Source organism: Salinispora vitiensis (assembly GCF_000378825.1).
Lineage (GTDB): Bacteria > Actinomycetota > Actinomycetes > Mycobacteriales > Micromonosporaceae > Micromonospora > Micromonospora vitiensis.
In genome coordinates this window covers 3,287,517-3,310,005 of sequence record NZ_KB900388.1, presented here as the reverse complement: position 1 = coordinate 3,310,005, position 22,489 = coordinate 3,287,517, and the positions used below count along the sequence as shown (strand labels likewise).

23 protein-coding genes, 1 tRNA gene and 2 pseudogenes are annotated in these 22,489 nt (G+C 68.8%); 11 read left to right on the top strand and 15 right to left on the bottom strand.

Annotation, left to right across the window (positions count from 1 at the left end):
- The first annotated feature begins 66 nt into the window (after nucleotides 1-66).
- Entirely contained in the window at nucleotides 67-303 is a 237-nt protein-coding gene (locus SALPAC2_RS0115535) for a hypothetical protein (RefSeq protein ID WP_018217563.1), read from the top strand.
- A gap of 81 nt (nucleotides 304-384) precedes the next feature.
- Here SALPAC2_RS0115535 and SALPAC2_RS0115530 read toward each other — a convergent pair whose 3' ends face one another.
- Both SALPAC2_RS0115530 and SALPAC2_RS28530 read right to left on the bottom strand, forming a co-directional pair.
- The gene (locus SALPAC2_RS0115530; protein ID WP_018217562.1) at nucleotides 385-1,092 is read right to left on the bottom strand and encodes a DUF2975 domain-containing protein; all 708 of its coding nucleotides are present in this window, start codon (nucleotides 1,090-1,092) and stop codon (nucleotides 385-387) included.
- Between the two features lie 353 nt (nucleotides 1,093-1,445).
- A complete protein-coding gene (locus SALPAC2_RS28530) occupies nucleotides 1,446-1,778 on the bottom strand; it encodes a hypothetical protein (protein ID WP_018217561.1) in 333 nt (110 codons plus the stop codon).
- Nucleotide 1,779: 1 nt separating this feature from the next.
- On the opposite strand from SALPAC2_RS28530, the gene SALPAC2_RS28345 reads away from it, so the two are divergent.
- A complete protein-coding gene (locus tag SALPAC2_RS28345; protein WP_018217560.1) occupies nucleotides 1,780-2,058 on the top strand; it encodes a hypothetical protein in 279 nt (92 codons plus the stop codon).
- 59 nt (nucleotides 2,059-2,117) lie between these two features.
- Here SALPAC2_RS28345 and rpsD read toward each other — a convergent pair whose 3' ends face one another.
- Nucleotides 2,118-2,726, bottom strand: coding sequence for a 30S ribosomal protein S4 (gene rpsD / locus SALPAC2_RS0115515; RefSeq protein WP_018217559.1), 609 nt, complete (start codon nucleotides 2,724-2,726; stop codon nucleotides 2,118-2,120).
- 48 nt (nucleotides 2,727-2,774) lie between these two features.
- Between rpsD and SALPAC2_RS0115510 the strand changes: the two genes are divergently transcribed.
- Nucleotides 2,775-3,476: a DUF2470 domain-containing protein gene (locus SALPAC2_RS0115510; protein ID WP_018217558.1), complete on the top strand. Its 702-nt coding sequence runs from the start codon at nucleotides 2,775-2,777 to the stop codon at nucleotides 3,474-3,476.
- Nucleotides 3,477-3,570: 94 nt separating this feature from the next.
- Here the strand turns inward: SALPAC2_RS0115510 and SALPAC2_RS0115505 are convergent, their stop codons facing one another.
- The 4 genes from SALPAC2_RS0115505 to SALPAC2_RS0115490 form a co-directional block, all read right to left on the bottom strand.
- Nucleotides 3,571-4,401, bottom strand: coding sequence for a DUF2470 domain-containing protein (locus SALPAC2_RS0115505; RefSeq protein ID WP_018217557.1), 831 nt, complete (start codon nucleotides 4,399-4,401; stop codon nucleotides 3,571-3,573).
- 318 nt (nucleotides 4,402-4,719) lie between these two features.
- Nucleotides 4,720-5,016 carry a DUF1540 domain-containing protein gene (locus SALPAC2_RS0115500; RefSeq protein ID WP_018217556.1) on the bottom strand — a complete coding sequence of 99 codons (297 nt, stop codon included), beginning with the start codon at nucleotides 5,014-5,016 and terminating at the stop codon, nucleotides 4,720-4,722.
- 382 nt (nucleotides 5,017-5,398) lie between these two features.
- Nucleotides 5,399-6,214 (bottom strand): ABC transporter permease, encoded by an 816-nt coding sequence (locus SALPAC2_RS0115495; RefSeq protein ID WP_018217555.1) that lies wholly within the window; start codon nucleotides 6,212-6,214, stop codon nucleotides 5,399-5,401.
- The gene (locus tag SALPAC2_RS0115490) at nucleotides 6,211-7,209 is read right to left on the bottom strand and encodes a daunorubicin resistance protein DrrA family ABC transporter ATP-binding protein (RefSeq protein WP_018217554.1); all 999 of its coding nucleotides are present in this window, start codon (nucleotides 7,207-7,209) and stop codon (nucleotides 6,211-6,213) included. Before SALPAC2_RS0115490 ends, SALPAC2_RS0115495 begins: the two co-directional genes overlap by 4 nt.
- 156 nt (nucleotides 7,210-7,365) lie before the next feature.
- On the opposite strand from SALPAC2_RS0115490, the gene SALPAC2_RS0115485 reads away from it, so the two are divergent.
- Entirely contained in the window at nucleotides 7,366-8,136 is a 771-nt protein-coding gene (locus SALPAC2_RS0115485; RefSeq protein ID WP_018217553.1) for a TetR/AcrR family transcriptional regulator, read from the top strand.
- Nucleotides 8,137-8,188: 52 nt separating this feature from the next.
- Here SALPAC2_RS0115485 and SALPAC2_RS0115480 read toward each other — a convergent pair whose 3' ends face one another.
- The 3 genes and pseudogenes from SALPAC2_RS0115480 to SALPAC2_RS0115470 all read right to left on the bottom strand — a co-directional run bounded on the left by SALPAC2_RS0115480 (nucleotide 8,189) and on the right by SALPAC2_RS0115470 (nucleotide 10,885).
- Nucleotides 8,189-9,658, bottom strand: a complete 1,470-nt coding sequence (locus SALPAC2_RS0115480; RefSeq protein WP_018217552.1) for an FtsX-like permease family protein — start codon at nucleotides 9,656-9,658, stop codon at nucleotides 8,189-8,191.
- A gap of 5 nt (nucleotides 9,659-9,663) precedes the next feature.
- A pseudogene (locus SALPAC2_RS24900) lies at nucleotides 9,664-10,352 on the bottom strand (ABC transporter ATP-binding protein).
- Entirely contained in the window at nucleotides 10,349-10,885 is a 537-nt protein-coding gene (locus tag SALPAC2_RS0115470; protein WP_018217550.1) for a PadR family transcriptional regulator, read from the bottom strand. Before SALPAC2_RS0115470 ends, SALPAC2_RS24900 begins: the two are co-directional and overlap by 4 nt.
- Nucleotides 10,886-11,124: 239 nt before the next feature.
- Here SALPAC2_RS0115470 and SALPAC2_RS0115465 point away from each other — a divergent pair, with 239 nt between their 5' ends.
- Nucleotides 11,125-12,147, top strand: coding sequence for a phosphatidylinositol-specific phospholipase C domain-containing protein (locus SALPAC2_RS0115465; protein WP_080637008.1), 1,023 nt, complete (start codon nucleotides 11,125-11,127; stop codon nucleotides 12,145-12,147).
- A 98-nt stretch (nucleotides 12,148-12,245) separates the two neighbouring features.
- On the opposite strand, the pseudogene SALPAC2_RS27000 reads toward SALPAC2_RS0115465, so the two are convergent.
- Together SALPAC2_RS27000 and SALPAC2_RS0115460 are read right to left on the bottom strand one after the other, a co-directional pair.
- A pseudogene (locus SALPAC2_RS27000) lies at nucleotides 12,246-12,336 on the bottom strand (TetR/AcrR family transcriptional regulator); the annotation flags it as partial.
- 61 nt (nucleotides 12,337-12,397) lie between these two features.
- Nucleotides 12,398-12,604: a hypothetical protein gene (locus SALPAC2_RS0115460; RefSeq protein ID WP_018217548.1), complete on the bottom strand. Its 207-nt coding sequence runs from the start codon at nucleotides 12,602-12,604 to the stop codon at nucleotides 12,398-12,400.
- A 1,065-nt stretch (nucleotides 12,605-13,669) separates the two neighbouring features.
- On the opposite strand from SALPAC2_RS0115460, the gene SALPAC2_RS0115455 reads away from it, so the two are divergent.
- The 5 genes from SALPAC2_RS0115455 to SALPAC2_RS0115440 all read left to right on the top strand — a co-directional run bounded on the left by SALPAC2_RS0115455 (nucleotide 13,670) and on the right by SALPAC2_RS0115440 (nucleotide 18,054).
- Nucleotides 13,670-14,200, top strand: a complete 531-nt coding sequence (locus SALPAC2_RS0115455) for a PadR family transcriptional regulator (protein WP_018217547.1) — start codon at nucleotides 13,670-13,672, stop codon at nucleotides 14,198-14,200.
- 47 nt (nucleotides 14,201-14,247) lie between these two features.
- Nucleotides 14,248-14,400, top strand: coding sequence for a hypothetical protein (locus SALPAC2_RS27555; protein ID WP_188115884.1), 153 nt, complete (start codon nucleotides 14,248-14,250; stop codon nucleotides 14,398-14,400).
- On the top strand, nucleotides 14,397-15,122 hold the full coding sequence (locus tag SALPAC2_RS0115450) for an ABC transporter ATP-binding protein (RefSeq protein WP_018217546.1): 726 nt from the start codon (nucleotides 14,397-14,399) through the stop codon (nucleotides 15,120-15,122). The genes SALPAC2_RS27555 and SALPAC2_RS0115450 overlap by 4 nt, the downstream gene beginning before the upstream one ends.
- A complete protein-coding gene (locus tag SALPAC2_RS0115445; RefSeq protein ID WP_018217545.1) occupies nucleotides 15,119-17,416 on the top strand; it encodes an ABC transporter permease in 2,298 nt (765 codons plus the stop codon). The genes SALPAC2_RS0115450 and SALPAC2_RS0115445 overlap by 4 nt, the downstream gene beginning before the upstream one ends.
- 179 nt (nucleotides 17,417-17,595) lie before the next feature.
- Nucleotides 17,596-18,054 (top strand): DUF3995 domain-containing protein, encoded by a 459-nt coding sequence (locus tag SALPAC2_RS0115440; RefSeq protein WP_317889005.1) that lies wholly within the window; start codon nucleotides 17,596-17,598, stop codon nucleotides 18,052-18,054.
- An 88-nt stretch (nucleotides 18,055-18,142) separates the two neighbouring features.
- Here the strand turns inward: SALPAC2_RS0115440 and SALPAC2_RS0115435 are convergent.
- Both SALPAC2_RS0115435 and SALPAC2_RS0115430 read right to left on the bottom strand, forming a co-directional pair.
- Nucleotides 18,143-18,216, bottom strand: a tRNA-Pro gene (locus SALPAC2_RS0115435).
- A gap of 69 nt (nucleotides 18,217-18,285) precedes the next feature.
- Nucleotides 18,286-19,179 (bottom strand): metallophosphoesterase, encoded by an 894-nt coding sequence (locus tag SALPAC2_RS0115430; protein WP_018217543.1) that lies wholly within the window; start codon nucleotides 19,177-19,179, stop codon nucleotides 18,286-18,288.
- 25 nt (nucleotides 19,180-19,204) lie between these two features.
- Here SALPAC2_RS0115430 and SALPAC2_RS0115425 point away from each other — a divergent pair, with 25 nt between their 5' ends.
- Nucleotides 19,205-19,660, top strand: coding sequence for a GatB/YqeY domain-containing protein (locus SALPAC2_RS0115425; protein WP_018217542.1), 456 nt, complete (start codon nucleotides 19,205-19,207; stop codon nucleotides 19,658-19,660).
- A 73-nt stretch (nucleotides 19,661-19,733) separates the two neighbouring features.
- Here SALPAC2_RS0115425 and SALPAC2_RS0115420 read toward each other — a convergent pair whose 3' ends face one another.
- Nucleotides 19,734-22,172: a penicillin-binding protein gene (locus SALPAC2_RS0115420; protein ID WP_026184767.1), complete on the bottom strand. Its 2,439-nt coding sequence runs from the start codon at nucleotides 22,170-22,172 to the stop codon at nucleotides 19,734-19,736.
- Between the last annotated feature and the right edge of the window lie 317 nt (nucleotides 22,173-22,489).

Genomic DNA, 22,489 nt, shown 5'->3' with positions numbered 1-22,489 from the left:
GGCCTGGGCTTCCCCGGCCGGTTGGTGGAAGCCACGGCATACGATCGCTGTTTCGGGGGGTGGAGCATGCGCAGTTGGGCGGAGGGGGTCATCACCCTCGGGGGTGTGCTCGCCGCATTCCTCGCCAGCCTCGCCGCCGTCAGTGGTCTGATCGTCCTCCTCGACGAAATTATCCGCGATCCTCATTCGGCGGGCCGGCACTCGGGCTGGCTCCTCCTCGCCGCAGCTGGGCTGTTTCTCTGCTCGCTCGTGCTGCGCAAGTGGTATCGGGTGCGGTTCGGTGAGCCGCACGACGAGGGTTAGTTACCCCGCCTCCCCGCCGTCATTGATCCCCGCCTCGCCGCCGTCAGGGGTTTCCGCATCCCCGCACGACGCGCTCGGCAATCAGCGCGCCGCCTGCCCGGACCTCGACGCCAACGCGTCGAGTTCCGTTCGTAGCCGCACTCCCTGCCGAAGGGCGGCGGCGAGTAGGAGAACGAGCGTGCCGACTATCAGCGGCGTCAAGGAGAACGAGAAGACGACCTCCAGGATGCCGGCGGCTGCGGAGCGGGCGACGATCGCCTGGTGAGCTGCGAAGCTGAGTAGCTGAACGCCGCTGCCGCCAATCGCCACGATGAGGCCGATGTGGACCAGCCGGCGCGTGTTGGCGGGGGTGAACACCTGCGGAACCGTTCGCACTATGCGCCACAGCAACCAGAGCACCCACAAGATCAGCCCCTGGGTGGCGAGCCGCGGCCCGGCCAGGCCGATCCGGTCGGCCCAACTCGGCCCCAGGATGGAGAGGCCCATCGACGGAGTGAACAGCTCCACCGGCGGTAGCCCGGTCGCCGCATCCCGGGTGCCGTCGGACGTTTCCGTCCAGGTGAACAATTGGGGGTAGTCGTACCCGGAAGACTGCTGCCGTTCGGCGAACCCAGCTCCCGGCAGTACCTCCACCGACGGCACCGGCTGCGGCCCAAATGCCCGCGACAGGCCGTACCCCAGGTCCAGGCCGGACGGGCCGACCGCGGTCGGCCACACGCCCGACGCCAGCACGGCCGCGGCGGCCACGCCGAGCAGACCGGTCAGCAGGCGCTTACCCGCCGTCGTCATCGCGTTCACCTGTAACTCCCCGCTCCCCTGGACCACGCCGCCAGTCACGATAGCGGCTCGGCAATGCCCCGTTAACCCTTAAAGCATCGAACGGTAGCGAATTGACCGGATCTCACCTTCGGCCCACAATCGATCTCGCGTCGCCCGCCGGCGATCACTCGAGACCCGGGATCGGAGCCCATGACTGACTCGCCCAAGTCCGGTGACCCTCCTGCGGAAGGGCTGGCCGCCAGCACCCCCTCGCTGCCACCGGAGAGCGACGGGGGCAGACAGCCGGTCAACGCGGTACGGGTCCAGCGGCGCGCCGGGTGGCGTGAGCACGCCAGCCAGTTACTCCCGGCCCGACTGCGGCGTCAACACCTGGTCGTTGTGGTGTCTCTGGCGGTCACGCTGTCCGCGGTCGCTTTCAGCGTGCTAGCGGACCCACCGGCGGAGCCGTCACCGACCGGGGTTGCGGCCGAGACGTTCCCCGGCACCGAACCCGCGCCGACCACCACCGCCGCACTCGTGCCGTCCCCCTCACTGTCCCCCTCGCTGTCCCCGTCCGCATCCGGATCCCCGTCCCCGCCGTCTGCAGGGGGGGCCGCGACCGACGGGCCCGCCCCCTCCGGTGCGCCGACCCGAACCGTGTCGGCACCGTCGTCGCCGGCCAAGCCCAGCACCGGCTCGACCCAGAAGTGCAGCACCGTGCAAGAAGTCAAGCTGTGCTCGCGCATCGTCGGGTCGGGGCCGTACAAGCTGGAAACGTCCATCTACTCGCCCCGCGCCCTGTCCGGAACGTGGGTTTACAGCACCGGCGTCGAGGGTGATGGCGACGAGCCGACCGAGGAGCTCGTTCACTTGGACGATATCCGGGCAGGTAACTCGTCCTGGACGACCGCCTGTGGCAACTTCACGACCATGTGGAGCAGCTTCATCGGGCCCAGTGGGCTGAAGATAGAGACGAAATCGGTGGAATGCCCCTAGTTCTTCCGTAGCGGATGATGCCCGGGCTGGCCTGCGCGGCAATGCGCCGGCGCGGAGGCCTAGCGCGAGTAGTACTCGACGACGAGTTGTTCTTGGCAGGTCACCGGCACCTCGGACCGTAGCGGTAGCCGGAGCAGTCGTACGGTCAGGTCGGCGAGGTTGACCGACAGGTAGGGCGCGGACTTTTCCGTAGCGTGTGCCCCAGCCGCCGCGACGACGAAGGGCGTCTTGGTGCGGCTGCGGGCCGCGACAGCGATGACGTCATCCGGGCGCACCCGGGCCGACGGGCGGTCGACCCGGCGTCCGTTCACCGTGATGTGCCGGTGGGTGACCGCCTGTCGGGCCTGGTAGATCGTCCGTGCCAGTCCGGACCGCAGGACCAGTGCGTCCAGTCTGGTCTCCAGGTCGACGATGAGGGCCTCGCCGGTCTTGCTTTCGAGCCGGGCGGCCCGGGTGAATGCCTGCCGTAGCTGCCCTTCGTTGACGTGGTACTGCGCCTTCAGCCGCTGCTTTTCCAGGAGCCGGATCTTGTAGTCGCTGGTGCTCTTGCGGGATCGGCCGTGTTGGCCGGGCGGGAAGGGACGGCGCTCGAAGTAGCGCACGCACTTCGGGGTCAGGGGGATGCCGAGGGCGCGGGAGCGCTTGACCTTGGGGCGGGACTGGTTCATTCTGCACCTCTCTAGTAAGGTAAGCCTAACCTAATAGGAGGTGCCAGGTTGAGCAACACCCACCCCGCGGCTTCCGCGCAGCGGCTCCGGACGATCGTCGCCGCGGCCACCTCGCTGGAGCTGCGGACACCCGGGCACCGGGCCGACTTGATCAACCGGCACACGCTCAATCCGCGCGGCCGGATCCGGATGGACCTCCCGATCGATAGCCGGTTGGCCACCGACATCACCCGCCAGCGCGAGGTCGCGGCGGTCGTTGAGATCACCGATGTGGCACCGACGCCGGTCCGGGAGCGCGTCCGTGGTCGTGGCACGTTCAGTGGTTGGCTCACCCCGGTCGCCCCCGGCGACAACGAGGACCTAACCGTCGAGTTCGACCTCGCCGCCGTCGAGCTCAGCGTCGACGGGGCCACCACGACCGTGGACCCGGATGACTTCGCCGCCGCCGAAGCAGACCCGCTCGCCGCCGAGGAGGCGGAACTCCTCTGCCACCTCGACCGCCACCACCCGCGTACGGTCGAATCGCTCTGCCGTCTGGTCGCACCACGGCACCGGTACGGCGTACGGCGGGTCGTTCCGCTTCGCCTAGACCGGCACGGACTGGTGCTGCGGCTGGAGCGGATGAGCGGCCACCGCGACGTCCGGCTCGGGTTCACCCCGGCGTTGCGCCACCCGGATGAGCTCCGCGAGCGCATGGCCGCGCTGGTGGAGCGAGGTGCCGCCTGCGGCCGGCGTTCCCGGATCTGGTAGCCGGCAGCCTCCGTCACCCGCCAGCCGCTGAGTGGGAAGCGGGCGGGCGGGCCAGGCTGAGTTGACGATCAGAAGGCCCGGGCTGGATTGACGATCAGACGGACGGAATCGCGCACTCCGCCGCTGGCAGGCCGCAGCGGGCGGCCGTGCCGTGGGGTGAGCAGCCGGACCGGTGCGGTGTGGCCTTGGCGAGCAGGTCCCGCAGCCCCGCCGTGAGGTCGGCGCTGGAGGTGACCCGGCGGGCGAACGGCAGCCGGACATCGAGGTGGCCGCCGGGCGCCTCGGCGCGGAGCACCATGCCGTCGGCGTCAACCGCAACCGGCACGACTCGCGTCGCCTTCGCCGTCAACTCCGGGTTGACCAGGGTCGTCAGTTGGTCCACCGCGTCCCGATGGTGCTGGATCAGATGCTGTAGGTGGGTGGCTTCGACGGTGGCGAGCGGATCCGGGCAGGTCGCCCGGTAGGTACTGGCGCCCACCAGGGCTTCATCGTCGCCGCTGGTGACCGTGACCTCGACCGGTTCGACCGTCCAGAGCGCGACGGGGGGCAGGTCGAGCAGGGACATCACCGTGTCGGCGTCGCAGGACTCCAGGTTCGCCGGGTCGAATCGGTGCGCGGTACCCGTCACCCGCACTCTGGCCCGCACCCGGGAGCGGACGGCGACCGGGACGAGCTGGGTCACGTCGAGTTGCACCTCGCCGCGTCGCCCACGGGCCGCCACCAGCAGACCGCCGGTCGGGCTCATCGCGTCGACCGCCAGGATCACCGTGCCGTCGGGCAGCAGGGCATGCGACTGGATCAGGTCAATGGCGGTGTCGCCGAGACGCAGCCGCAGGGAGGTGGCGGTGGAGAGGGCGGAGCGCGAGATCACCGCGTGGTGGTCGGTCGGCAGGACGCGGGTGCCGGCGAGCGCCGTTTCCGACATCGCCCCACGGGCGGGCGCTGAACCGGTCAGACTCGCTGGCCAGTCGCCTGGTTGGAACGCCATGTAGTCCCCTCGGCCATGGAAGTGAAGTGAGCTCGGCCTCGGGACTCGACTCTAATAGGTAAGCCTAACCTTGCCAAGCGCGGCGCTCGGCTGCCGATGTCGCAGGTGAGGCAGTTCACCGTGGGCCGGTGGGGTCCGGGCGACCACCGAGAGTGAGGTCCGGGCGACCACCGAGGGTGGCGGCGGGCCGACCGGGCGCACACCAAAGCCCCCGGCTGCTGCGCCGAGGGCTCTGGGTGGACCGGTGCGCCGGTGTCAGGCGGGCCGGTAGGTGAGGCAATCGCTGACGGTGGCGCCGGGGCCGACGGTGATGGACTCGGCGGTGCAGGCGAGGTTGGTGTTGAAGGCGCACTCGGAGCGGGCGCAGGCGCCCACCGCGCCGGTCACCTCGGCGACCCCGCCGGAGACGGCGGACTCCACGAACGTCGCGCAGGAGGCGGCGTCACCCGCCGAGGCCACGGTGATCGCGGGAGCGTGGCAGCCGCCGTCGTTGAAACTGCACGCCGTGGCGGCGCATTCGCGTACCGGGGGTGACTGCAGCAGAGTTTTCATTGATGCCTCCAAGGCCGTGCGGGCCGGCAGGCCGGAACGAGCCAGCGCGGCGAAACAAGGTGTCAGTCAGCATTGCCGCAGCGACGAGACGTAAACGTTGAGCCGGTGCAGACTGCGGGTTTTTCCGACGCCGACACTGTAGCAGTAAACCTCACCCGGTAAAGAATAATCATGTTTCGTTGTTGCCACGCCTGAGCGGAGTAAGTAAGCCTTACCTAGGTTAGGTAAGTCTTGCTTTGCCTACTCGCTAAACCTAGTTGCAGCCGTTGTTTCAGCGTTTTACTTCGGCGATTTTTGACGGGATACCGGCCGAACTCCGACCCGTTTGAGTGATGGCCGCCCACTGACGTGCGATCGCCCACCCGGTACGGGGTTTCAGCCCTCACGCGTACCGGCGGTGGTAGAGCCGAGTGGCCACCGGAGCCGCCACGCCGAGGATCGCGACCCACCAGAGCACCGCGTACCAGCCGGTGTTGCCCACCGGCAGCCCGAGCAGGAGCGCGCGGACGGTGTCGACAACAAGGGTCACCGGTTGGTGCTCGACGAAGCCGCGCAGACCGTCGGGGAGCGTCTCCGGCTGGACGAAGGCGCTGCTGGCGTAGGGGCTGAACATGAGGATCAGGCCGAGCCCGCTGGCGCCGTCCGCCGACCTGGCGACCAGGCCGAGCACGGCGGCGACCCAGGCCAGTGAGAAGGCGAAGAGGAGGAGCGTCCCGGCGGTCAGCACCCAGTCGAGAGCGGAGCCGGCCGGGCGGAATCCCACGGCGATTCCGAGGCCGACCATGGCGACCAGCGAGATCGCCGCGCGGACGACGGCGGCGACGACGTGACCGATGATTACCGCAGAATCCGCCATGGCGATCGTGCGGTACCGGTCGACCACGCCCTCCTGCATGTCGGATTGGACGGCCGCACTGGTGGAAACAGCGACCATGGTGACGCCGATGACCAGAATGCCGGGGACGAGGTAGTTGACGTAGGTGGTGTTTCCGACGTCGATCGCCCCACCGAACATGAAACGAAACAGCAGCAGCAGGGTCGCCGGCAACATGAGCGCGGTGAAGAGCTGGTCGGGGCTACGGGTCAGGTGCCCCAGATGGCGGCCGATCAGGACGAGGTTGTCGTTGATCGCCCAGTACAGCTTCGTGCGGGTGTCCGGTAGGGCGACGCCCTCGCCGGTCTGGGTCTGGCTGGTCATCGGAGGGCTCCCAGCTCGTCGTTGGGCTCGCGGCGGGCGGGCATCGAGTCGGCGTCCGGAGGGTCGCTCGCCCGCTGGGTGAGGGCGAAGAAGACGTCGTCCAGGGTGGGCTTGGTCAGCGACAGTGAGTCGATCGCCAGGCCGTGCTCGGCCAGAAGGTCGAGCAGGTGCTTGACCCGCGACGGCCCGTCGATCGCCAAACTGATCGTTCGGGTCTCCGGGTCGCGGGTGAGGCCCGGCCCGACGAGCAGGTCGCCGGCCCGGCGGAAGTCCTCGGGGCCGCGCAGCACGACTGCCACCCGCTCCCGGCCCACGCCTTGTTTGAGCTGGTCGGCGGTGCCCCGGGCGATGATCCGGCCGTCGTTGAGGACGGCGATCTGGTCGGCCAGCCGGTCGGCCTCCTCCAGGTACTGCGTGGTGAGCAGGATGGTGATGCCCTCGCCGAGTAGCTGCCTGATCACCTCCCACAGCACCGCCCGACTGCGCGGGTCGAGGCCGGTCGTGGGCTCGTCCAGCAACAGCACGGGTGGGGTGACGATCAGGCTGGCGGCCAGGTCCAGCCGGCGCTTCATACCCCCGGAGTAGGTCTTGACCGGCCGGTCGGCGGCCTCGGTCAACTCGAATCGTTCCAGTAGCTGCGCTGCCCGGCGGGTGGCGTTGGTCTTGCTGAGCTTCTGGAGTCGGCCCAGCAGCACCAGGTTTTCCCGGCCGCTGTGCAGCCAGTCGAGTGCGACGAACTGGCTGACCATCCCGATTGAGCTCCGCACTCCGTTGCGTCGCCGCGTTACGTCGTAGCCGTTGACGACGACGGACCCGCGCGATGGTCGGGTGAGCGTGCTCAGCGTCTTCACCACGGTGGTCTTGCCGGAGCCGTTGGGGCCGAGCAGGGCCAGCAGGGTGCCTCGGCGAACGTCCAGATCCACCCCTCGGAGCGCCTCGACCCTCCCGTAGTCCTTTCGGAGGCCCCGAACCTGAATCGCGTATTCGTGCTCCATTTCCCTTCCGCCTCTCCTGTCGTTGCTTCCCGGTGGCGGCGGTGCCAGTGCCCCCAATGGGCCGGGACCGACTTCCGGTGGCAACGGTATATGGCCTATACTGATGGCTATACGCTATACACGGTTAGCGTGGGGTGTCAACGGAAGGGCGGCACGATGGGTTCCGAGCAGACTCCGCCGGGTGGTGGGTCAAGCACCTTCGAGTTCCTCTGGCGCGAGGGTGACCGCCCGCGCAGCAGCCCCGGGCCGAGGCCTGGGCTGAGCGTCACCCAGGTCGTCGTGGCCGCCATCGCGATCGCCGACGCCGACGGAATCGACGCCGTCTCCATGCAGCAGGTCGCCAAGCGGCTCGAGGTGACCCCGATGTCCCTCTACCGCTACGTGCCGAGCAAGAAGCACCTGGTCGAGGCCATGTTCGACGAGGCATCCGGCGCGCCGCCCGGCCTCGACGCGGTGCCCGGCGGCTGGCAGGTGCGGGTCGAGGCCTGGGTCACGGCGCTGTGGGGCCGCTACCAGGCCCACCCGTGGATGCTGCGGGCCCAGGTCAGCCAACCGATCGGCCCCAACCAACTGGCCTGGCTCGAGGCGCTGCTGGCCGTCATCAAAGACATCGGCCTGACGTACGAGGAGATGGTGTCGCTCGCCCTCTTCCTCACCGGCGCCACCCAGGGCCTGGCCCGGATCTCCACCGACCTGGCCCGGGCGGCCGGCGAAGACGACCTGATCTCCTTCGGGGAGGCGCTGGCCGCGGTGGCCCGCCCGGACCGCTTTCCCACCCTCAGTGCCCTGCTGTCAGCCGGCACCTTCGACCTCCCCGCCGGGGCCGCCGGCGAGGCCACCAGCACGGAAACTGACCTGACGTTCGGCCTGCGGCAGTTGATCGAGGGCATCGAGGCCCACGTCGCCGCCCGCGCGGAACGGGGCTAGCCGCTGCTCGCCGCACTCGGTGCCCTCGCCGCTCTCGCCGCCCTCGGTGCACTCAGACGCGCAGCTCCTCCAGCGCGGTGCTGGCCCGCAGGAAGAGTAGGCCGACGCCGACGGCCGCCAGCAGCGCCACGAGGCCGCCGACGCCGAACAGGGCCACATCGACCAGGGGGAACGGCACATTCTGGACGATCCGCGGTTGCTCGCAGTCACCCGCCGGGCAGACGCTGAAGTCGTAAGCGGTCACTGTGGTGCCGAAGAGGCCGTACGCCAACCCGGTGCCCACGGCGAGCGCGAGCAGCACGCCCAGCGCCGCCGGCGCCATTGACTGCCAGAGCAAGGCTCGGGCCAAGGTGCCGCGCCCGACGCCGGTGGCCACCAGTGCCGCGTACGCCCGTCGGCGCGAGGTGACCGATTCGGTGAGGGCCACGACCAGGCCGCCGGTGGCGATCAGCAGCCCGACCGTGATCGCCAGGTTGACCAGGTCGAGCGACTCGAGGTGGAAGCTTGGTTCCGGAGGAATGTAGTCAACGCCCTGCGTCGCCGCGTAACGCCGCATCACCTCGTTCCCCAGCGCGAAGTCGGCGGCGAACCACGCGCGGAGGACCGCCGCGCTGCCGGCCAGCACGAGGCAACCCAGCAGCGCGGCCAGGGTCCGGCTGCCGCTCCACGGGTCGGCCATCAGCCGCCGGGCGGCTATCAGCCCGGCAGGTCGGCGGGCGAAGCGGTGCAGCAGCTGCCCGATGCGGTACGAGATCCAGCCGGTGCCCAACACCGTCCCGGCCGTCACGGCGAGCATCGCGAACAGAACCAGCAGCAGGAACACCTGGGGCGGCAGGAAACCGACCCCCCGCTGTAGCGGGACGATGAGTGCGGTGGTGCCGACACCGACCGCGATGAGAACGCCGGGCCACGGCTTCGGCCGCTTGGTCCGTACCCGTCGCACCACACCCAACGGCGTCACCACGACCCGCCGCAGCATGACGGCGGCGACCAGCGCGGAGAGTAGCGGGATGCCGACGCAGACCGCGGCGAGCGCCCACCACGGTGGCAGCACGTCCGTGGGTAGCGGTAGTCGGCCGTCGGCCCCCGGCCGGTGCAGCAACTCCCGGCCGCCGAGATAGATGCCGAGGCCAGCCAGCGTACCGAGCGAACTCGCCACGCCGGTCTCGGTCGCCGCGATGGCCACCGTCTGGCCCGGTGTGGCGCCGGCGAGCCGGATCGACGACAGCCGACGGTCCCGAGCCGGGGCGCCGAGCCGCGCGCACTGGCCGGCCAGCGCCAGCACCGGCACGGTCAGCAGGACCAGCGCGAACACCACCCCGGGCCGCAGGCCCGCCTCGGCCAGCAGCGCGTTGCGGTACTGCGGGGACACGTTGTTGCCGCCGTTCGCGACTGTGGGGATCGCGACCACGGTCAGTGCGGCCAGGACCCCCAGGCCGGCCAGGCCGGCGGAGAAGCCGGTCAGTAGCACCCGCACCGCGTCGGTACGGGTGCCGGCGAGGGCCAACCGCAGCAGCGTCATCGGTCTCATCGGCCCGCTACCTCGACGCCGAAACCGCTCGGGTCCACCTCGCCGTCGCGGAGCGTGACCTCGCGGTCCGCGTACCCGGCCACCCGCGCGTCGTGGGTGACCAGCAGCACGGTGGTGCGCTGCTGGCGGGCAACCCGTACCAGATGGCTGAGCACCTGCTCGCCGGTGAGCGAGTCCAGTGCGCCGGTCGGCTCGTCGCAGAACAGTACCCGCGGCTCGGTAACCAGCGCCCGGGCCAACGCGCAGCGCTGCTGCTGGCCCCCGGACATCTCCCCCGGACGCTGATCGGCCAGGTCCGCCACACCCAGCGGTCCAGCCACGACAGTGCCGCGGTCCGCGCCGCTCGCCGCCCCGTGCCGGCGAGTAACAGCGGAAGCGCCACGTTCTCCGCGGTGGTCAGCTCCGAAACGAGCTGCCCGAACTGGAAGAGCACCCCGAATTCGGTGCGCCGCAGCCGGGACCGCTCGCCCTCGGACAACGTGTCGATGCGCTGGTCGCGATAGATCACCTCGCCGGCGTCCGGCCGCAGGATGCCGGCCATGCAGTGCAGCAGCGTCGACTTGCCGCAGCCGGACGGCCCGGTCACAGCGACGATCTCGCCCTCCGCCAGGTTCAGGGTCACGCCGCGCAGGGCTGGCGTGTGCCCGTACGCGCGGACCACACCGCGCGCGTGCAGGATGCTCATCGAGCTATCTCCTTGTGCAGGTCAGCGACGCGAGACAGGGTGGTTTGGAGCCACCGCAGGTCCGCATCGAGGTGGGCGATGCCGTAGTCGGCTGCGATCACGTCGCTGAGCGTGGCGTCCGGATCGGTTTTCAGCGCGGTGAGCTCCCGTAGCCGGTCCATGTGCGCCGCTCGCTGCGTCTCCAGGTAGCGGCGGGCCTGGCCGATGTCGGTGACCAGGAGGGACACCACGACCTTGGCGAGCAGCACGCTGGTCAGGTGTGGCAGTGGGGGTTCGACCATCGAGAGCCACGTGGTGAGTGCCGTCCGGCCGGTAGCGGTCAGCGTGTACGAAGTGCGTTCCGGGCCGGCGTCTTGGTCCTGACCCGCTGGAGTCACCAGGCCGTCTCGGGCCAGTCGGCCGAGGGTCGCGTAGACCTGGCCGAAGGCCAGCGGTTTCGCCCTGGGTAGTCGAGCGTCGTGTGCGCGCTTCAGGTCGTACCCGTGCTTGGGCCCGCCAGCGAGCAGCCCCATCAACACGTATGGCGTGGACATGGCCGCTACTATTCACTGAGCGAATAGCTGATGTCAAGCGTCGGGTGCGCTGCCCTACTTCGAATCGGTGACCCTCGGCTACATCGGACCTTGTCGCGCTCTTGGTACTCGACCGGATGGCACTTGGGTCGAATCTGCCGTTAAACCTAAGTCCATCTATCTACTGCTAGCCTCAGTGGGCCCTTGGATATCGAGGAGGATGAGTGCTAGCACGTCGCGCGGCGACCGTAGTCGCCATCATGATCGCCGGCCTGGCGGTGCCGGTCCAGCAGGCCATGGCCGCTCCGACCAACGACATGCCCTTCACATCCGCGACCACCGTCGGAATCCACAACACCTACGAGCAGGGGGCCTTCGACTATCTGGCCGAGGCGCTGGACACCGGCACCAGCCTGATCGAGATCGACATCTGGCCGAACATCTTCACCAGGAAGTGGAAGGTCAGCCACGACGAGCCACTGAGTAACAACAACAACTGTACGACCGGGTCAAACCTCGCCGACCTCTACGCCGGTAGCCGGAACAAGCACCTCGGCGACTGTCTGGACAACATCCGCGTCTGGCTCGACGCCCACCCGGACAGCGGTCCCCTGATGCTCAAGATCGAGCCGAAGCTGGGCCTCGCCACCGCCTTCGGCATGGGTGTGGATCAGGTTGACGACCTGGTCCGGAGCCGCCTCGGCGATCGGGTCTTCCGCCCCGCCGACCTGCTGGCCAAGCCCGACGGCGGATGGTACGACTCCCTCGACGAGGCGGCCAGGATGGGAAACTGGCCCACCCGGGAGGAACTCGCCGGCCGGGTGCTGCTCCAGGTCATCCCCGGCACCGTGGAGAACAACAATCCATTCGACTGGTCGCCCACCAACGAGCAGTACGCGGAGCACCTCCATGATCTCGCGGCAGCAGGAGAGATCGAGGATGCGCAGATCTTCCCCGCCGCCAGGGGTGCTGCCAGCGGCGACCCCCGGGACCAGTACGACGCCGACATCCGCCCCTGGTTCGTCGTCTTCGACAGTGGGGCCTCCGGATGGTTCAACCGTGACACCACCTGGTTCGCGGAGAATAACTACGTGCTGGTGATGACCAGTGCGCACTCGGTGGCGCCCGCCATCAGCAGCACCAACCCCACCGAAGCGGAGGCCCGGGACCGGCTGCTGCTCCTAGCCGGCGCCAACGCCAGCATCATCACCAGTGACTGGACCCAGCTACCGCAGATCCAGTCGATGGTGGTGCCGCGCGGGGAGCAGGGCGAGAATTTGTAACCGCCCTAGCTCTGGTTCGCTCTGGTCCGCGTCGTGCCGGCGGCGATAAGGTCGCCGGCACGACGCGGACCGGGCGGAACTTACCGGGCAGCCATGATGACTTCGGCCAGCGGTGAAGCACTTCTGCAACATGGCGCGATTCTCCAGATCGCCGTCGGCGAGTTCGCTGGCCAGAGAGCCGAGCGGGCACACCACCCGCCGGCACCCGACCCAGCTGCCGCATCCCGTCGATCGTGGTTCCGCGCGGAGCCTACTGCTCGTCGGGAGCCTGGTAGCGGTAGGTGTTGGGGTTGACCGCCGCCGGCTTGGGGTCCTCCTGCCAGGCCCCCTCGCCGGGGCGGGCGATCAGGGAGTCCAGCAGTTCCTCCCGGTCCATGTCGACCGCGCCCTCGATGCCACCTCGTACCGCCATCTGTCGCAGGTCCTCCGTGTCCAACTCCGGTATCGGACGCGCCATGGTCGCCTCCCTCGACGTCGGCTGGCGGCTGCTATACCCGTTTACGCCAGTTTGAACCTGGCTTGTCGTGGTTAATTCCTTGGCGCCAAAACGGACCTCGAAGCGTGGTGCTGGTCAGCGGCGGACGATGCGGCAAAAGGTCACGATTCCGAAGCTATCTTAACTGGACAGCGGCAGTCCTCTGTGGCGTTGGGTCAGGCGTGGAATAGTTGCGCCCATGATTACGGGTGTAATTCGCAGGAGTGCCGCGGCGCTACTGGTCCTGGCGCTTTCCGCGTGTGTGGAGGCCTCGCCCTCGCGGGACGCTATGCCGACGGTGTCGGTCACTCCAACCGTCACCTACCGTCTATTGGATGACATTTGTGATCGGCTGGACCACAGTTGGTTGATCCGGCTTACTGGAGCGTCTCCGCAATTCAGGTATTTCGAGCCACGGCCCGATAACGTGGAGGCCCGTCGATGTCATGTCCTTGCGGCAGCACGGGATAAGCCGACGACGGTCCGGGTCGAGGTCGGTACGATTCTGAAGCCTTCGGAGCCGGCGGAGCTAGAGCCTTCGGAGCCAGGGGATTCGGAAATCCCGAAGTCGGCTGAACCGCTGGACGGTGTGGGAGAGGTGGCCTGGTTCATGTTGGATAGGCCAGACCTGGGGACTGGGCAGGTTCGCCGAGACCTGGTTTTTGTGCTAGATGGGCCAGTGTCCGTGCAGGTAGTGATTATGGTCAGCGACTCGCCGTTGCCCGATGACTCAGCAATCAAGGCCGCTTTAACCACTTACGTGAAGCGGGTTCTGGGTCTGATGGCAGGCGAAAAGTAGCGGGTACGCGGTCCCCCGCGAGGTGCCGAAACCGGCACCTCGCCCGCTGTCGGCGGGCGGTGGCACCGTATCGACGGACCCCACACCCGCGCTGTCGGTGCGGGCGCGTGGAGCCGGGCGTTGCTGTGTGGGGTCAGCGCCCGGCATTCGTGGAGTGTTACGGGTGGCCGGGTCAGGTCCCCGCTCGGTGGCCCCTGGTTTGGTCGGTCTGGTTGCCAACACTAGCCACTCAGTGGATACTACTCCACGTGCCGGTACCAGAAACCCTGCTCGCCCTGATGGAACCGCGTCCCCTCCACGGCTATGAGCTGCGGAGACAGTACGACGCCGTGCTTGGGCTCCGACGACCGTTGCGCTCTGGTCAGATCTACAGCACCCTCCAACGACTGCGGCGTGACGGCCTGGTGGATGTGGTGGGGGTCGAGCGAGCCGGCGGCCCGGAGCGGACATCTTTCGAGGTGACCCCGGCGGGTGCAGCCGGGTTGGAGCGCTGGTTCTTTCAACCAGAGGGAATTCAGCCGTACCTCCAGCCGGACCTGTACGCCAAAGTGTTGCTCGCCGTGCTGACCCAACGAGACGCCAGTCGGGTGCTTGATGTGCAGCGGGCCGCACACCGTGCCCTTATGCGGGACATGACGAAAATCAAGTCCGCTCCCGATTCTCGCGACATCGACGTGATCGCCGCTGACTTGGCGATTCTGCACCTCGATGCCGACCTTCGTTGGATCGATTCGACGGAGCGGCGACTGGCCAAGATTCGACAGGATCTCATCGGGTGAATCGCTGACGGAGGCTGTCGCCTCCGGGCACAACCTGAAGGAGCAGTATGTCTACCTACAAACCCAAGCATGCCCGCGTTGGCGAGGATGGTTCGCGGGAGGTGAAGACTGTCACCACCGGACCGGAGGCGCACTCGGCCGAGGGGCAGCCTGAGCTGGAGGCTAGTGACTTGCAGAAGGGTGCGGTCACCCCGAGATGAACCAGGTAATGGAGTTTTCGCCGGCGCCGGACCAGTCCGGAGCGCCTTTCCTGCAGGCGCGGGGGCTTCGAGTCACCTACGGGATGACCCGCGCTTTGGACGGGGTCGAGGTGACCATCGCGCGTGGGGACAGTATCGCGATTATTGGTTCGAGTGGCTCCGGCAAGTCGACGCTTCTGCACTGCCTGTCGGGGTTGGTAACTCCGGACGAGGGGCAGGTGTGCCTCAACGGCCGGGACCTGAGCACGCTGCCCGATGCCAAGCGCAGCGCGCTACGTCGTCAACGTTTCGGCTTCGTCTTCCAGTTCGGGCACCTGGTGCCGGAGCTAACCGCCCTGGAAAATGTGTCGCTGAACCTGCGCCTTAACGGCACCGGCCGGAAACCGGCCGAGGAGACCGCGCGGCGATGGTTACAGGACCTCGACGTCGTGGACCTGGCCGGGCGCCGGCCCGGTGAGATGTCCGGCGGTCAGCAGCAGCGGGTGGCGGTGGCCAGAGCCCTGGCCACCGACCCGGATGTCATCTTCGCCGACGAGCCCACGGGAGCGCTCGACAGTGCCAACGGGGAACTGGTGATGGAGCTGCTGACCCGGCAGGTGCGAGACCGTCACTGCGCCCTCGTGCTGGTGACCCACGACGACAAGATCGCCGCGTACGCGGAACGTGAGTTGGTGCTGCGGGACGGCCGGATGGCCGCCCCGACGACAGGGGTGCCGCGTTGAACCTGACCCGAGTCGTCGGACTCGCCGGGCAGCTGGCGCTCGGCAGCCCGCGATCGCGATTGCGATTTGTCTTCACGGCTGCCGGTATGGCGGTGGCCGCGCTGTTCCTGCTCGCCGGCGCGGCCGTGTTGCCACTGAGCGAGGCTCAGCGGGACCGCGCGGCCGACCGATCCTCCACCCTGGAGAAGGGCGAGCCCCGGTCGGCGGGCACGCTGCTGCATCGTGGGTGGAGCGATGTCTACCTGGATCAGCCGCTACTGGTGAAAGAGGTAGCCGCGATCCGGTCGGATGCCCCGCCACCACCAGGGCTGGAACGCCTGCCGGGCCCCGGGGAGATTGTCGTCTCCCCGGAGGTGGAGGCCGCGCTGCGGACGGACGTGACGCTGCGCGAGCGATACCCGCAATCGATCATCGGCACTGTCGGGGACGCCGGCCTGACCGGGCCGCGCGAGTGGGTCCTGTGGATGGGCGCGGATCCCGCGGCTTTTCCCACTGACCACGTCCCGTCCTCTGGTTGGGGTGCCAAGCCCCAGGATGTTCCTCGCCTTCCGGGCGGGCTGCGCCTGGCGGTGCCGGTTGGCCTCGCGGCCCTGCTGCTTCCACTACTCGCATTGGTCGTCAACGCGGTCCGCTGGGGTTCACAAGAACGAGATCGCCGGCTGGCCGCGCTTCGGCTAGCCGGGATGTCGGCCGCGCAGGTGCGGATCCTCACCGCGGCCGAGGTCGGGCTGGCGTCGGCTGTGGGCGCGGTGGGAGGCGGCCTCAGCTTCGTGGCGCTCACCGCCGCACTGGCGCGTTGGTTGCCGGGCGGGGGTGCGTTCTTCCTCGACGCCCTGCCGCCAGCCCCGGCGGCCGTGGCGATCATCGTCGGGCTGCCGGTGTTCGCCACGTTGACGGCCGTGGGGGCGCTGCGGCGCATGATCATCAATCCGCTGGGCGTGGTTCGACGTGCTGCCGTGAACCGGCCCGGGCTGTGGCGGCTGCTGCCGCTGATCGCCGGGCTGGCACTGGTCGGCTGGCTGCTCCTGACCAACCTGTCCCAGAGCGACGCCGCGGTGCCGTTCTTCCTGGCTGGGGCGCTGATCATGGTCGGCCTGCTGGTGGGCGCGCCAGTGCTCTGCCTCGGCGTCGCCAAGCTTCTGCTGCGGATGGACCGTCATCCGACCATGCTTCTCGCGGCCCGGCGCGCCCAGGCTTCGGCGGGCTCCGCCGCGCGGGTGGTGGGCGTCGTCACCCTCCTGGTGTTCGCCGCCGGCTGGTTCCTCGCCGTGCTGCCGATGGCCGACGCGGGGAACGCTTCGTCACTGGCTCGGCTGGAGCAGAGCCTCAAGCCACAAACAATGATCGCGAACGTCGAGCGGGCACCGGAGCCAGGCGAACTGGATCTGCCCGGGGTCACCGGTGTGGCGCTGCTGGTCCAGCTGGAACTGGGTGTCCAGGGTGCGGCAAGTGGAGGCCTGTACGCGACCGCCGGTGACTGCGCCGCCCTGTCGACCGTGCTACGCGCGCCACTGCCCAAGTGCGACCCGGAGGTCACCTACCTTACGGGTGTGGGTGAGCAGAGTCGCCTGGCTGATGGGAGGCCGCTGGCGGCATACCGAGTGGACTCCGAGAGCGCCGACGGCCTCAACTACGTCGAACTCGGCCCGATCCGGTACGGCCCGGCCTTCGAGCGTGTCCCGGAAGGACTGGAGGAGCTAGGTGGTCTCGGTCTGGGGATCGTGCCGATGTCCGGGGTGCCGACGGAGGCGCTCCGCGCTGGCCAGCTCCTGGTGACCGTGTCCAGCAGCGACCCCGGCACCGTCGAACGAGTGCGTACGGCCATCCAGGGCCTTCAGGAGGGGGGTGATCGGGAGGTCCGCTACGTGGCGGCGATGATCCAGCAGCACCAGTCAGTGAGTGCGATGTATCAGCGGGTTACCTGGGCGGGGCTCGTGCTGGCCTTCGTCGTCTCCACGCTCTCCCTCGCGGTGGCCCTGCTCGATCGACTCCTCGAAGAGCGCCGCGCGGTCGCCGCGCTGCGCGCGCAGGGAGCCACCGTACGTACGCTGCGAATGGTGTTATTGGGGCAAACGGCGGCGAACCTGCTGCCCGGTGTGCTGCTCGGCCTGGCCTGCACGGTCCCGGTAGCGGAGGCGTTCTTCGTCATCACGGAACGCCCCGAGCTGACGATTCCCTGGACCCAGCTGGCGGCGACCGCGGTTGGCTGCGGGGTGGCGGCGCTCACCGCCGCGGCGCTGATGCTGCCCGCGCTCAAGGAGGCGATCGACCCCCGGTTGCTGGCCGCCGACTAAACCCGATCGAGGCCCATGAAACGGATCGGCGGTCGGCCCCCTCAGGCCGACCGCCGGAAAGGCGGGTGCACAAGATGGCGGACCGGGTGCTTGAGCGGGAGGGTACGGGCGCGTCCTCCCTCTCCGGGCAGGCGGTGCCGTGAGAGCGGCGGGAGCTGCGGTATGGGTGGCGTGGTGCGGTGCGGTGTGGTGTGGTGCCTGCTCTTCGCCGCGGCCCATCTGTTCGGGCGCTGGGTGGGCGGACGGGGTTCGTGGCGGCGACCGGGAGTGCTGACCTGCTGGAGTACGAGTGGTTCGTGGTGGTGGGTCTCTGGGACGTGGCGCTGGCCCTGCTGGTGGGCGGGGCGGGGTGTTTGGCGACGGTGACCGAATGGGGAAGGCGGCTGCCGGATTGGTCGGTGCGTACGGTGCTGTGGGCCGGCGGGTGTGTGCTGGCGCTGCGAGCGGTACTGGCGGGGGTGCAGGACGTGCTGCTGGAGGTCGGCGCCCTGCGTCCCAGCCCTGGTTTCGACTGGTCGGTGGTGCACTGGCGGCTGGCGTTGTGGACGCTCTGGTTCAGCATCGGCGCGGTGTTGTTCCTGGTGACTGCGTTCCTTCACCACGGTGCGGTCCGCAGGCGAACGGTGAACCGTGAGTGATTGGCGATGGCCGATGCCGACGGCCCGACCCGCGGTACGAATGAATCAGGGGCCACTCTCATCGATGGAGAGTGGCCCCTGACCTCTGTCGGGGTGGCCGGATTCGAACCGACGACCTCTTCGTCCCGAACGAAGCGCGCTACCAAGCTGCGCCACACCCCGAGGCGTGCCGACAAATACTAGCCCACCCGATCCGCGGGGCAAATTCGGTATCCCCGGGTCGTCGCCGGCTCAGCGGGGGATCAGGGTCAGGATGCTCGCCTCGGGCGGGCAGGCGAAGCGGACCGGCGCGGTCGGATGGGTGCCGAGGCCGGCCGAGACGTGCAGCCAGGCGTCCGAGCCGGGCCAGCGGTGCAGGCCCTTGGCCATCGAGCGGTGCAGCCCGCAGTTCGTCACCAGGGCTCCGACGCCCGGTACGCAGACCTGACCGCCATGGGTGTGTCCGGCGAGTAGCAGGCTGAACCCGTCGGCGGCCATCTGGTCCAGCACGGCCGGTTCTGGGGAGTGGCTGAGGGCGATCGAGAGGTCGGCCGAGGGGGAGACCGGGCCGGCAACGGACGGGTAGTCGTCCCGCTCGATGTGTGGGTCGTCCACCCCGACCAGCTCCACCAGCCGCCCGCCGGCCTTGAGCGTGGTACGGGCGTTGCTCAGGTCGGCCCAGCCGGCACCGGTGAAGATGTCCCGCAGTTCGTCATAGGGCAGGGTCACGCCCTCGGTGTAGTCGCGGTCGGGCAGGAAGTAGGTGAACGGGTTCTTCCAGACCGGGCCGGTGTAGTCGTTGGAGCCGAAGACGAAGGCGCCCGGGCGGTCGAGGAGCGGCTGCAGCGCGCACAGGACCCCGGGGACCGCGTCGGGGTTGGCCATGTTGTCGCCGGTCACCAGGACCAGGTCCGGGTCCAGTCCGGCCAGCGACGCCACCCACTCCTGCTTGCGTCGCTGCCCGGGCGTCATGTGCAGGTCGGACAGGTGCAGGATGCGCAGCGGTTCCGCGTCTGCCGGCAACACCGGCACCTCGTACCGCCGTAGGGTGAACATGTTGCGCTCGATCAGCGATGCGTACGCCAGGGTGGCCGCACCCACGACGGCGGTGCCGGCGGCGAAGCGGAATAGTGTGCGCTTTCCCATGGCTGACAGAGTAGTTTGACCGTCCATGGGTACCTTGAAGGACCGCCTCACCACGGACATGCGGGCCGCGCTGAAGGCACGTGACGAGATGACCACCTCCACGCTGCGGATGGCGCTGGCCGCCGTCGGCGCGGCCGAGGTCGCCGGTCAGGCCAAGCGGGAGCTCGGTGACGAGGAGGTGCTCGCCCTCCTAGGCAAGGAGGCGAAGAAGCGCCGGGAGGCGGCTGCCGCCTTCGCCGAGGCCGGCCGCGACGAGCAGGCCGCGAAGGAGACCGCTGAGGGTGTGGTGCTGGAGCGGTACCTGCCGAGCCAGCTCTCCGACGACGAACTGGCAGAGGCGGTCCGGACCGCCCTGACCGTGGGTGGTTTCACCGGCATGGGGCAGATGGGCCCGGCGATGAAGGCCGCCCAGGCCGCGGTGGCCGGCCAGGCCGCCGGGGGACGGGTCGCCGCCGAGGTACGCCGGCAGCTCGCCAGCTGACCTGGCTCCGCGTACGCGAAGGGGCGGCCACCCGCGATCGAGGTGGCCGCCCCTTTGACGTCTCAGTGAACCGCTAGTCGGCGGGGCGTTCCGTCGGTCTGCCGTCGGGCTGCCCGGTCGGTTCGGCCGGCTCGGTGGGCTTGGTCGGCTCCGGCTCCGGGGCCGGGCCGGAGCTGACCTTGATGGTGACGACGCTGCCCTTGGCGGTACGGCCGGTCGGGCTGGTCCCGGCGGCGGTGCCGGCCGGGCAGCTCGACTCGACCCGGTTCGTCGAGACGAACACCGCGAATCCGGCCTTGGTGATGCGGGACTTCGCCTTCTCCACGCTGACGCACTTGACGCTCGGGATCGACCGCTGGTCGCCGTAGCGGAGCTTGTTCTCCGGCGGGGTGAAGTCGACCCTGGGCTTGCCCTTCATCGCGTCGCGCAGCGTCTCGTACACGGGTGGGTTGATGCCGTCGGGGTCGTCGTGACCCATTCGCTGGGTGGTCTGCGGCCAGTCTGGGTCGGCCATGATGCCGGCGACCGCGTACTGCTTGGTCATCGCGACCAGGGACGCGGTCTTTTCCCCGTCGGTGGTGCCGGACTTGCCGGCGACCGGGGCGTCAACGATGCCCCGCACGTTGCCGGCGGTCGGCGAGCCGCCGCACTTCGTCGTGGACGACTTGTCGCCGACGGGGCAGCGGGCGGCGTCCACGGCGGCGCGGGCCACCTCGGTGCTGATCCGCTGCTCGCAGCGGGGGCTGGCGATGTCGAGCTTGTTGCCGGCCGGGTCGCGGATCTCCTGCACCGGGATCGGCTCGCAGTACAGTCCTTCGGCGCCGAGGGTGGCGTACGCGTTGGCCAGCTCCAGCGGCGTGGTCTGGGAGACGCCGAGGGTGAAGGCACCCCAACCGTCAGCGTCTTTCTCCAGATCGAGGTCCTCCTGGCTCCGGAAGGTGATGCCGAGCTTCTTGGCGGCCTCGACCACCTTGTCCGCCCCCACCTGCTGCTGGAGGGGGACGAAGTAGGTGTTCACCGATTTTCCGAACGCGCTCCACATGTTGTGCACGCCGGCCATGCTGAGGTTTGCGTTCTCCGGGCAGTAGTAGGGGCCGTCGCAGGCGGCGGGGCTGTTCTTGTCGATCCTGTAGTCGGACCGGAACCGATGCTCAGCGTTGATGGTGTGGCTGAGCGGGATGCTCTTCTCCAGCGCGGCCACCACCGTGAAGATCTTGAAGGTCGAGCCGGCCTGGTAGCCGGTGATGCCGTCACCGCCGGTGAGGAGCGGGTTGACGGTGTTGGGATAGTTGCCGAGCGCCCCGGTTTCGCGTTTCGCCGGGTTGCTGTGTGGCTTGTTCTCCGGGTTGTCCGGGTCGTCGAGCTGGTAGTCGCGGTTGGTGGAGAGGGCGCGCACCCGGCCGGTGCCGGGCTCGACCACGGCGAGCATCCGCGCGGCCTTACTGGTGGCGGGGAGGTTCTTCCGTACCGCCTCGTCGGCGGCCTGCTGGACCTGGGGCTCCAGCGTGGTGGTGATCTCGAAGCCGCCGCTCTTGAGTAGCCGCTCCCGGTCGTACGAGGTGGAGCCGAACGCCTCCTGCTCCATCCACCAGCGGTAGAAGTAGTCGCAGAAGAATCCCCACTCCTGCGTGTTGGTGTCAACGCAGCCGTTCGGCGCCCGCTTGCCGACGATCTTCGGCTTGCTGGCCTTGGCCTCCTCGGCCTCCTCCGCGCTGATGGCTTTGATCTTCACCATGTTGTCGAGGACGTAGTCGCGCCGGTCCAGTGCGCTCGGGTAGCCGCTGGGCGTGGTCGGGTCCAACGTGCTGGGGGCTTTGACTAGGCCGGCGAGGAGCGCCGCCTCGGCGATGGTGAGCTTGCTCGGCGGCTTGGCGAAGTAGACCTGGCTGGCGGCGTGGATGCCGTAGGCGCCGTTGCCGAACGAGGCGATGTTGAGGTAGCGCCGCAGGATCTCGTCCTTGGAGAACTCCTTCTCGATCTGCACGGCGTAGCGCATCTCGCGCAGCTTGCGGGCGGTGGTGTCCTCGGTGGCCGCGACCACGTCGGCGGGGTGGGTCGCCGAGTACGCGATGGCGAGCCGGACGTACTGCATCGTCAGCGTGGAGGCGCCCTGCTGGTGGGCGCCCTCCTGGCTGTTGTTGATGAAGGCCCGGGCGACGCCGTTGAGGTCGACTCCGTTGTGTTCGTAGAAGTCGTGGTCCTCGGCGGCGAGGATCGCATCCTTCATGGCCGGCGCGAGGTCCTCGATTTTGGCGATGTCGCGGCGGTTCTCGTCGTACATCGTGGCCAACGGTGTCTTGCCGTCGGCGGCGAGCAGGTGGCTTATCTGGGGCCCGGTGCCGACGGCCAGCTCGGAGGGGAGGGCGTCGAAGGTTTCGGCGCCGGCCTTCGCGGCCAGCCCGGACAGTGCCACCGCTGGGAAGGCCGCCGCGGCGACCACCACTCCGGCGAGTAAGCCACAGACGAGCAGCGATGCGGCGTTGGTCAGCACATTATGATCACGTTTCCGCATCCAGGTCACCTCGACAGGGTAGCGAACCGGTGGCGAGCGGCGCGGGGCGGCTTTTCCCCATTTCCTGCGCACGCCCTCCTCGTTGTGTTAAACGCACGACCCCCGGTAGGCGGTTGCGGACCAGGCGTCGCCGAGTCTCCTCATGGCGTGGGATGGGCGTCCAACGTTTTCGTGGACCTCGGTGGGGTATGCGGGCGCCAGCCAGCCCGGTAAGCCGGGAGTGTCCGGAATAATGGATTTTGCCGACAACGTTGCGTAATCAGGCAGCTACAGAGCATGATGGGAGCGGCGACAGCGCCACAGGTCGTCCGTGCCGC

Coding starts and splice junctions, on each gene's coding strand:
- SALPAC2_RS0115490 (WP_018217554.1), bottom strand. CDS start 7,209: ATGGAGCACGAATACGCGATTCAGGTTCGGGGCCTCCGAAAGGACTAC.
- SALPAC2_RS0115470 (WP_018217550.1), bottom strand. CDS start 10,885: ATGTCCACGCCATACGTGTTGATGGGGCTGCTCGCTGGCGGGCCCAAG.
- SALPAC2_RS0115430 (WP_018217543.1), bottom strand. CDS start 19,179: ATGGGAAAGCGCACACTATTCCGCTTCGCCGCCGGCACCGCCGTCGTG.
- SALPAC2_RS0115530 (WP_018217562.1), bottom strand. CDS start 1,092: ATGACGACGGCGGGTAAGCGCCTGCTGACCGGTCTGCTCGGCGTGGCC.
- SALPAC2_RS0115420 (WP_026184767.1), bottom strand. CDS start 22,172: ATGCGGAAACGTGATCATAATGTGCTGACCAACGCCGCATCGCTGCTC.
- SALPAC2_RS0115505 (WP_018217557.1), bottom strand. CDS start 4,401: ATGTCGGAAACGGCGCTCGCCGGCACCCGCGTCCTGCCGACCGACCAC.
- SALPAC2_RS0115480 (WP_018217552.1), bottom strand. CDS start 9,658: ATGACGCTGCTGCGGTTGGCCCTCGCCGGCACCCGTACCGACGCGGTG.
- SALPAC2_RS27555 (WP_188115884.1), top strand. CDS start 14,248: ATGTCTACCTACAAACCCAAGCATGCCCGCGTTGGCGAGGATGGTTCG.
- SALPAC2_RS0115465 (WP_080637008.1), top strand. CDS start 11,125: ATGATCGCCGGCCTGGCGGTGCCGGTCCAGCAGGCCATGGCCGCTCCG.
- SALPAC2_RS0115535 (WP_018217563.1), top strand. CDS start 67: ATGCGCAGTTGGGCGGAGGGGGTCATCACCCTCGGGGGTGTGCTCGCC.
- SALPAC2_RS0115500 (WP_018217556.1), bottom strand. CDS start 5,016: ATGAAAACTCTGCTGCAGTCACCCCCGGTACGCGAATGCGCCGCCACG.
- SALPAC2_RS0115425 (WP_018217542.1), top strand. CDS start 19,205: ATGGGTACCTTGAAGGACCGCCTCACCACGGACATGCGGGCCGCGCTG.
- SALPAC2_RS0115495 (WP_018217555.1), bottom strand. CDS start 6,214: ATGACCAGCCAGACCCAGACCGGCGAGGGCGTCGCCCTACCGGACACC.
- SALPAC2_RS0115485 (WP_018217553.1), top strand. CDS start 7,366: ATGGGTTCCGAGCAGACTCCGCCGGGTGGTGGGTCAAGCACCTTCGAG.
- SALPAC2_RS0115460 (WP_018217548.1), bottom strand. CDS start 12,604: ATGGCGCGTCCGATACCGGAGTTGGACACGGAGGACCTGCGACAGATG.
- SALPAC2_RS0115450 (WP_018217546.1), top strand. CDS start 14,397: ATGAACCAGGTAATGGAGTTTTCGCCGGCGCCGGACCAGTCCGGAGCG.
- rpsD (WP_018217559.1), bottom strand. CDS start 2,726: ATGAACCAGTCCCGCCCCAAGGTCAAGCGCTCCCGCGCCCTCGGCATC.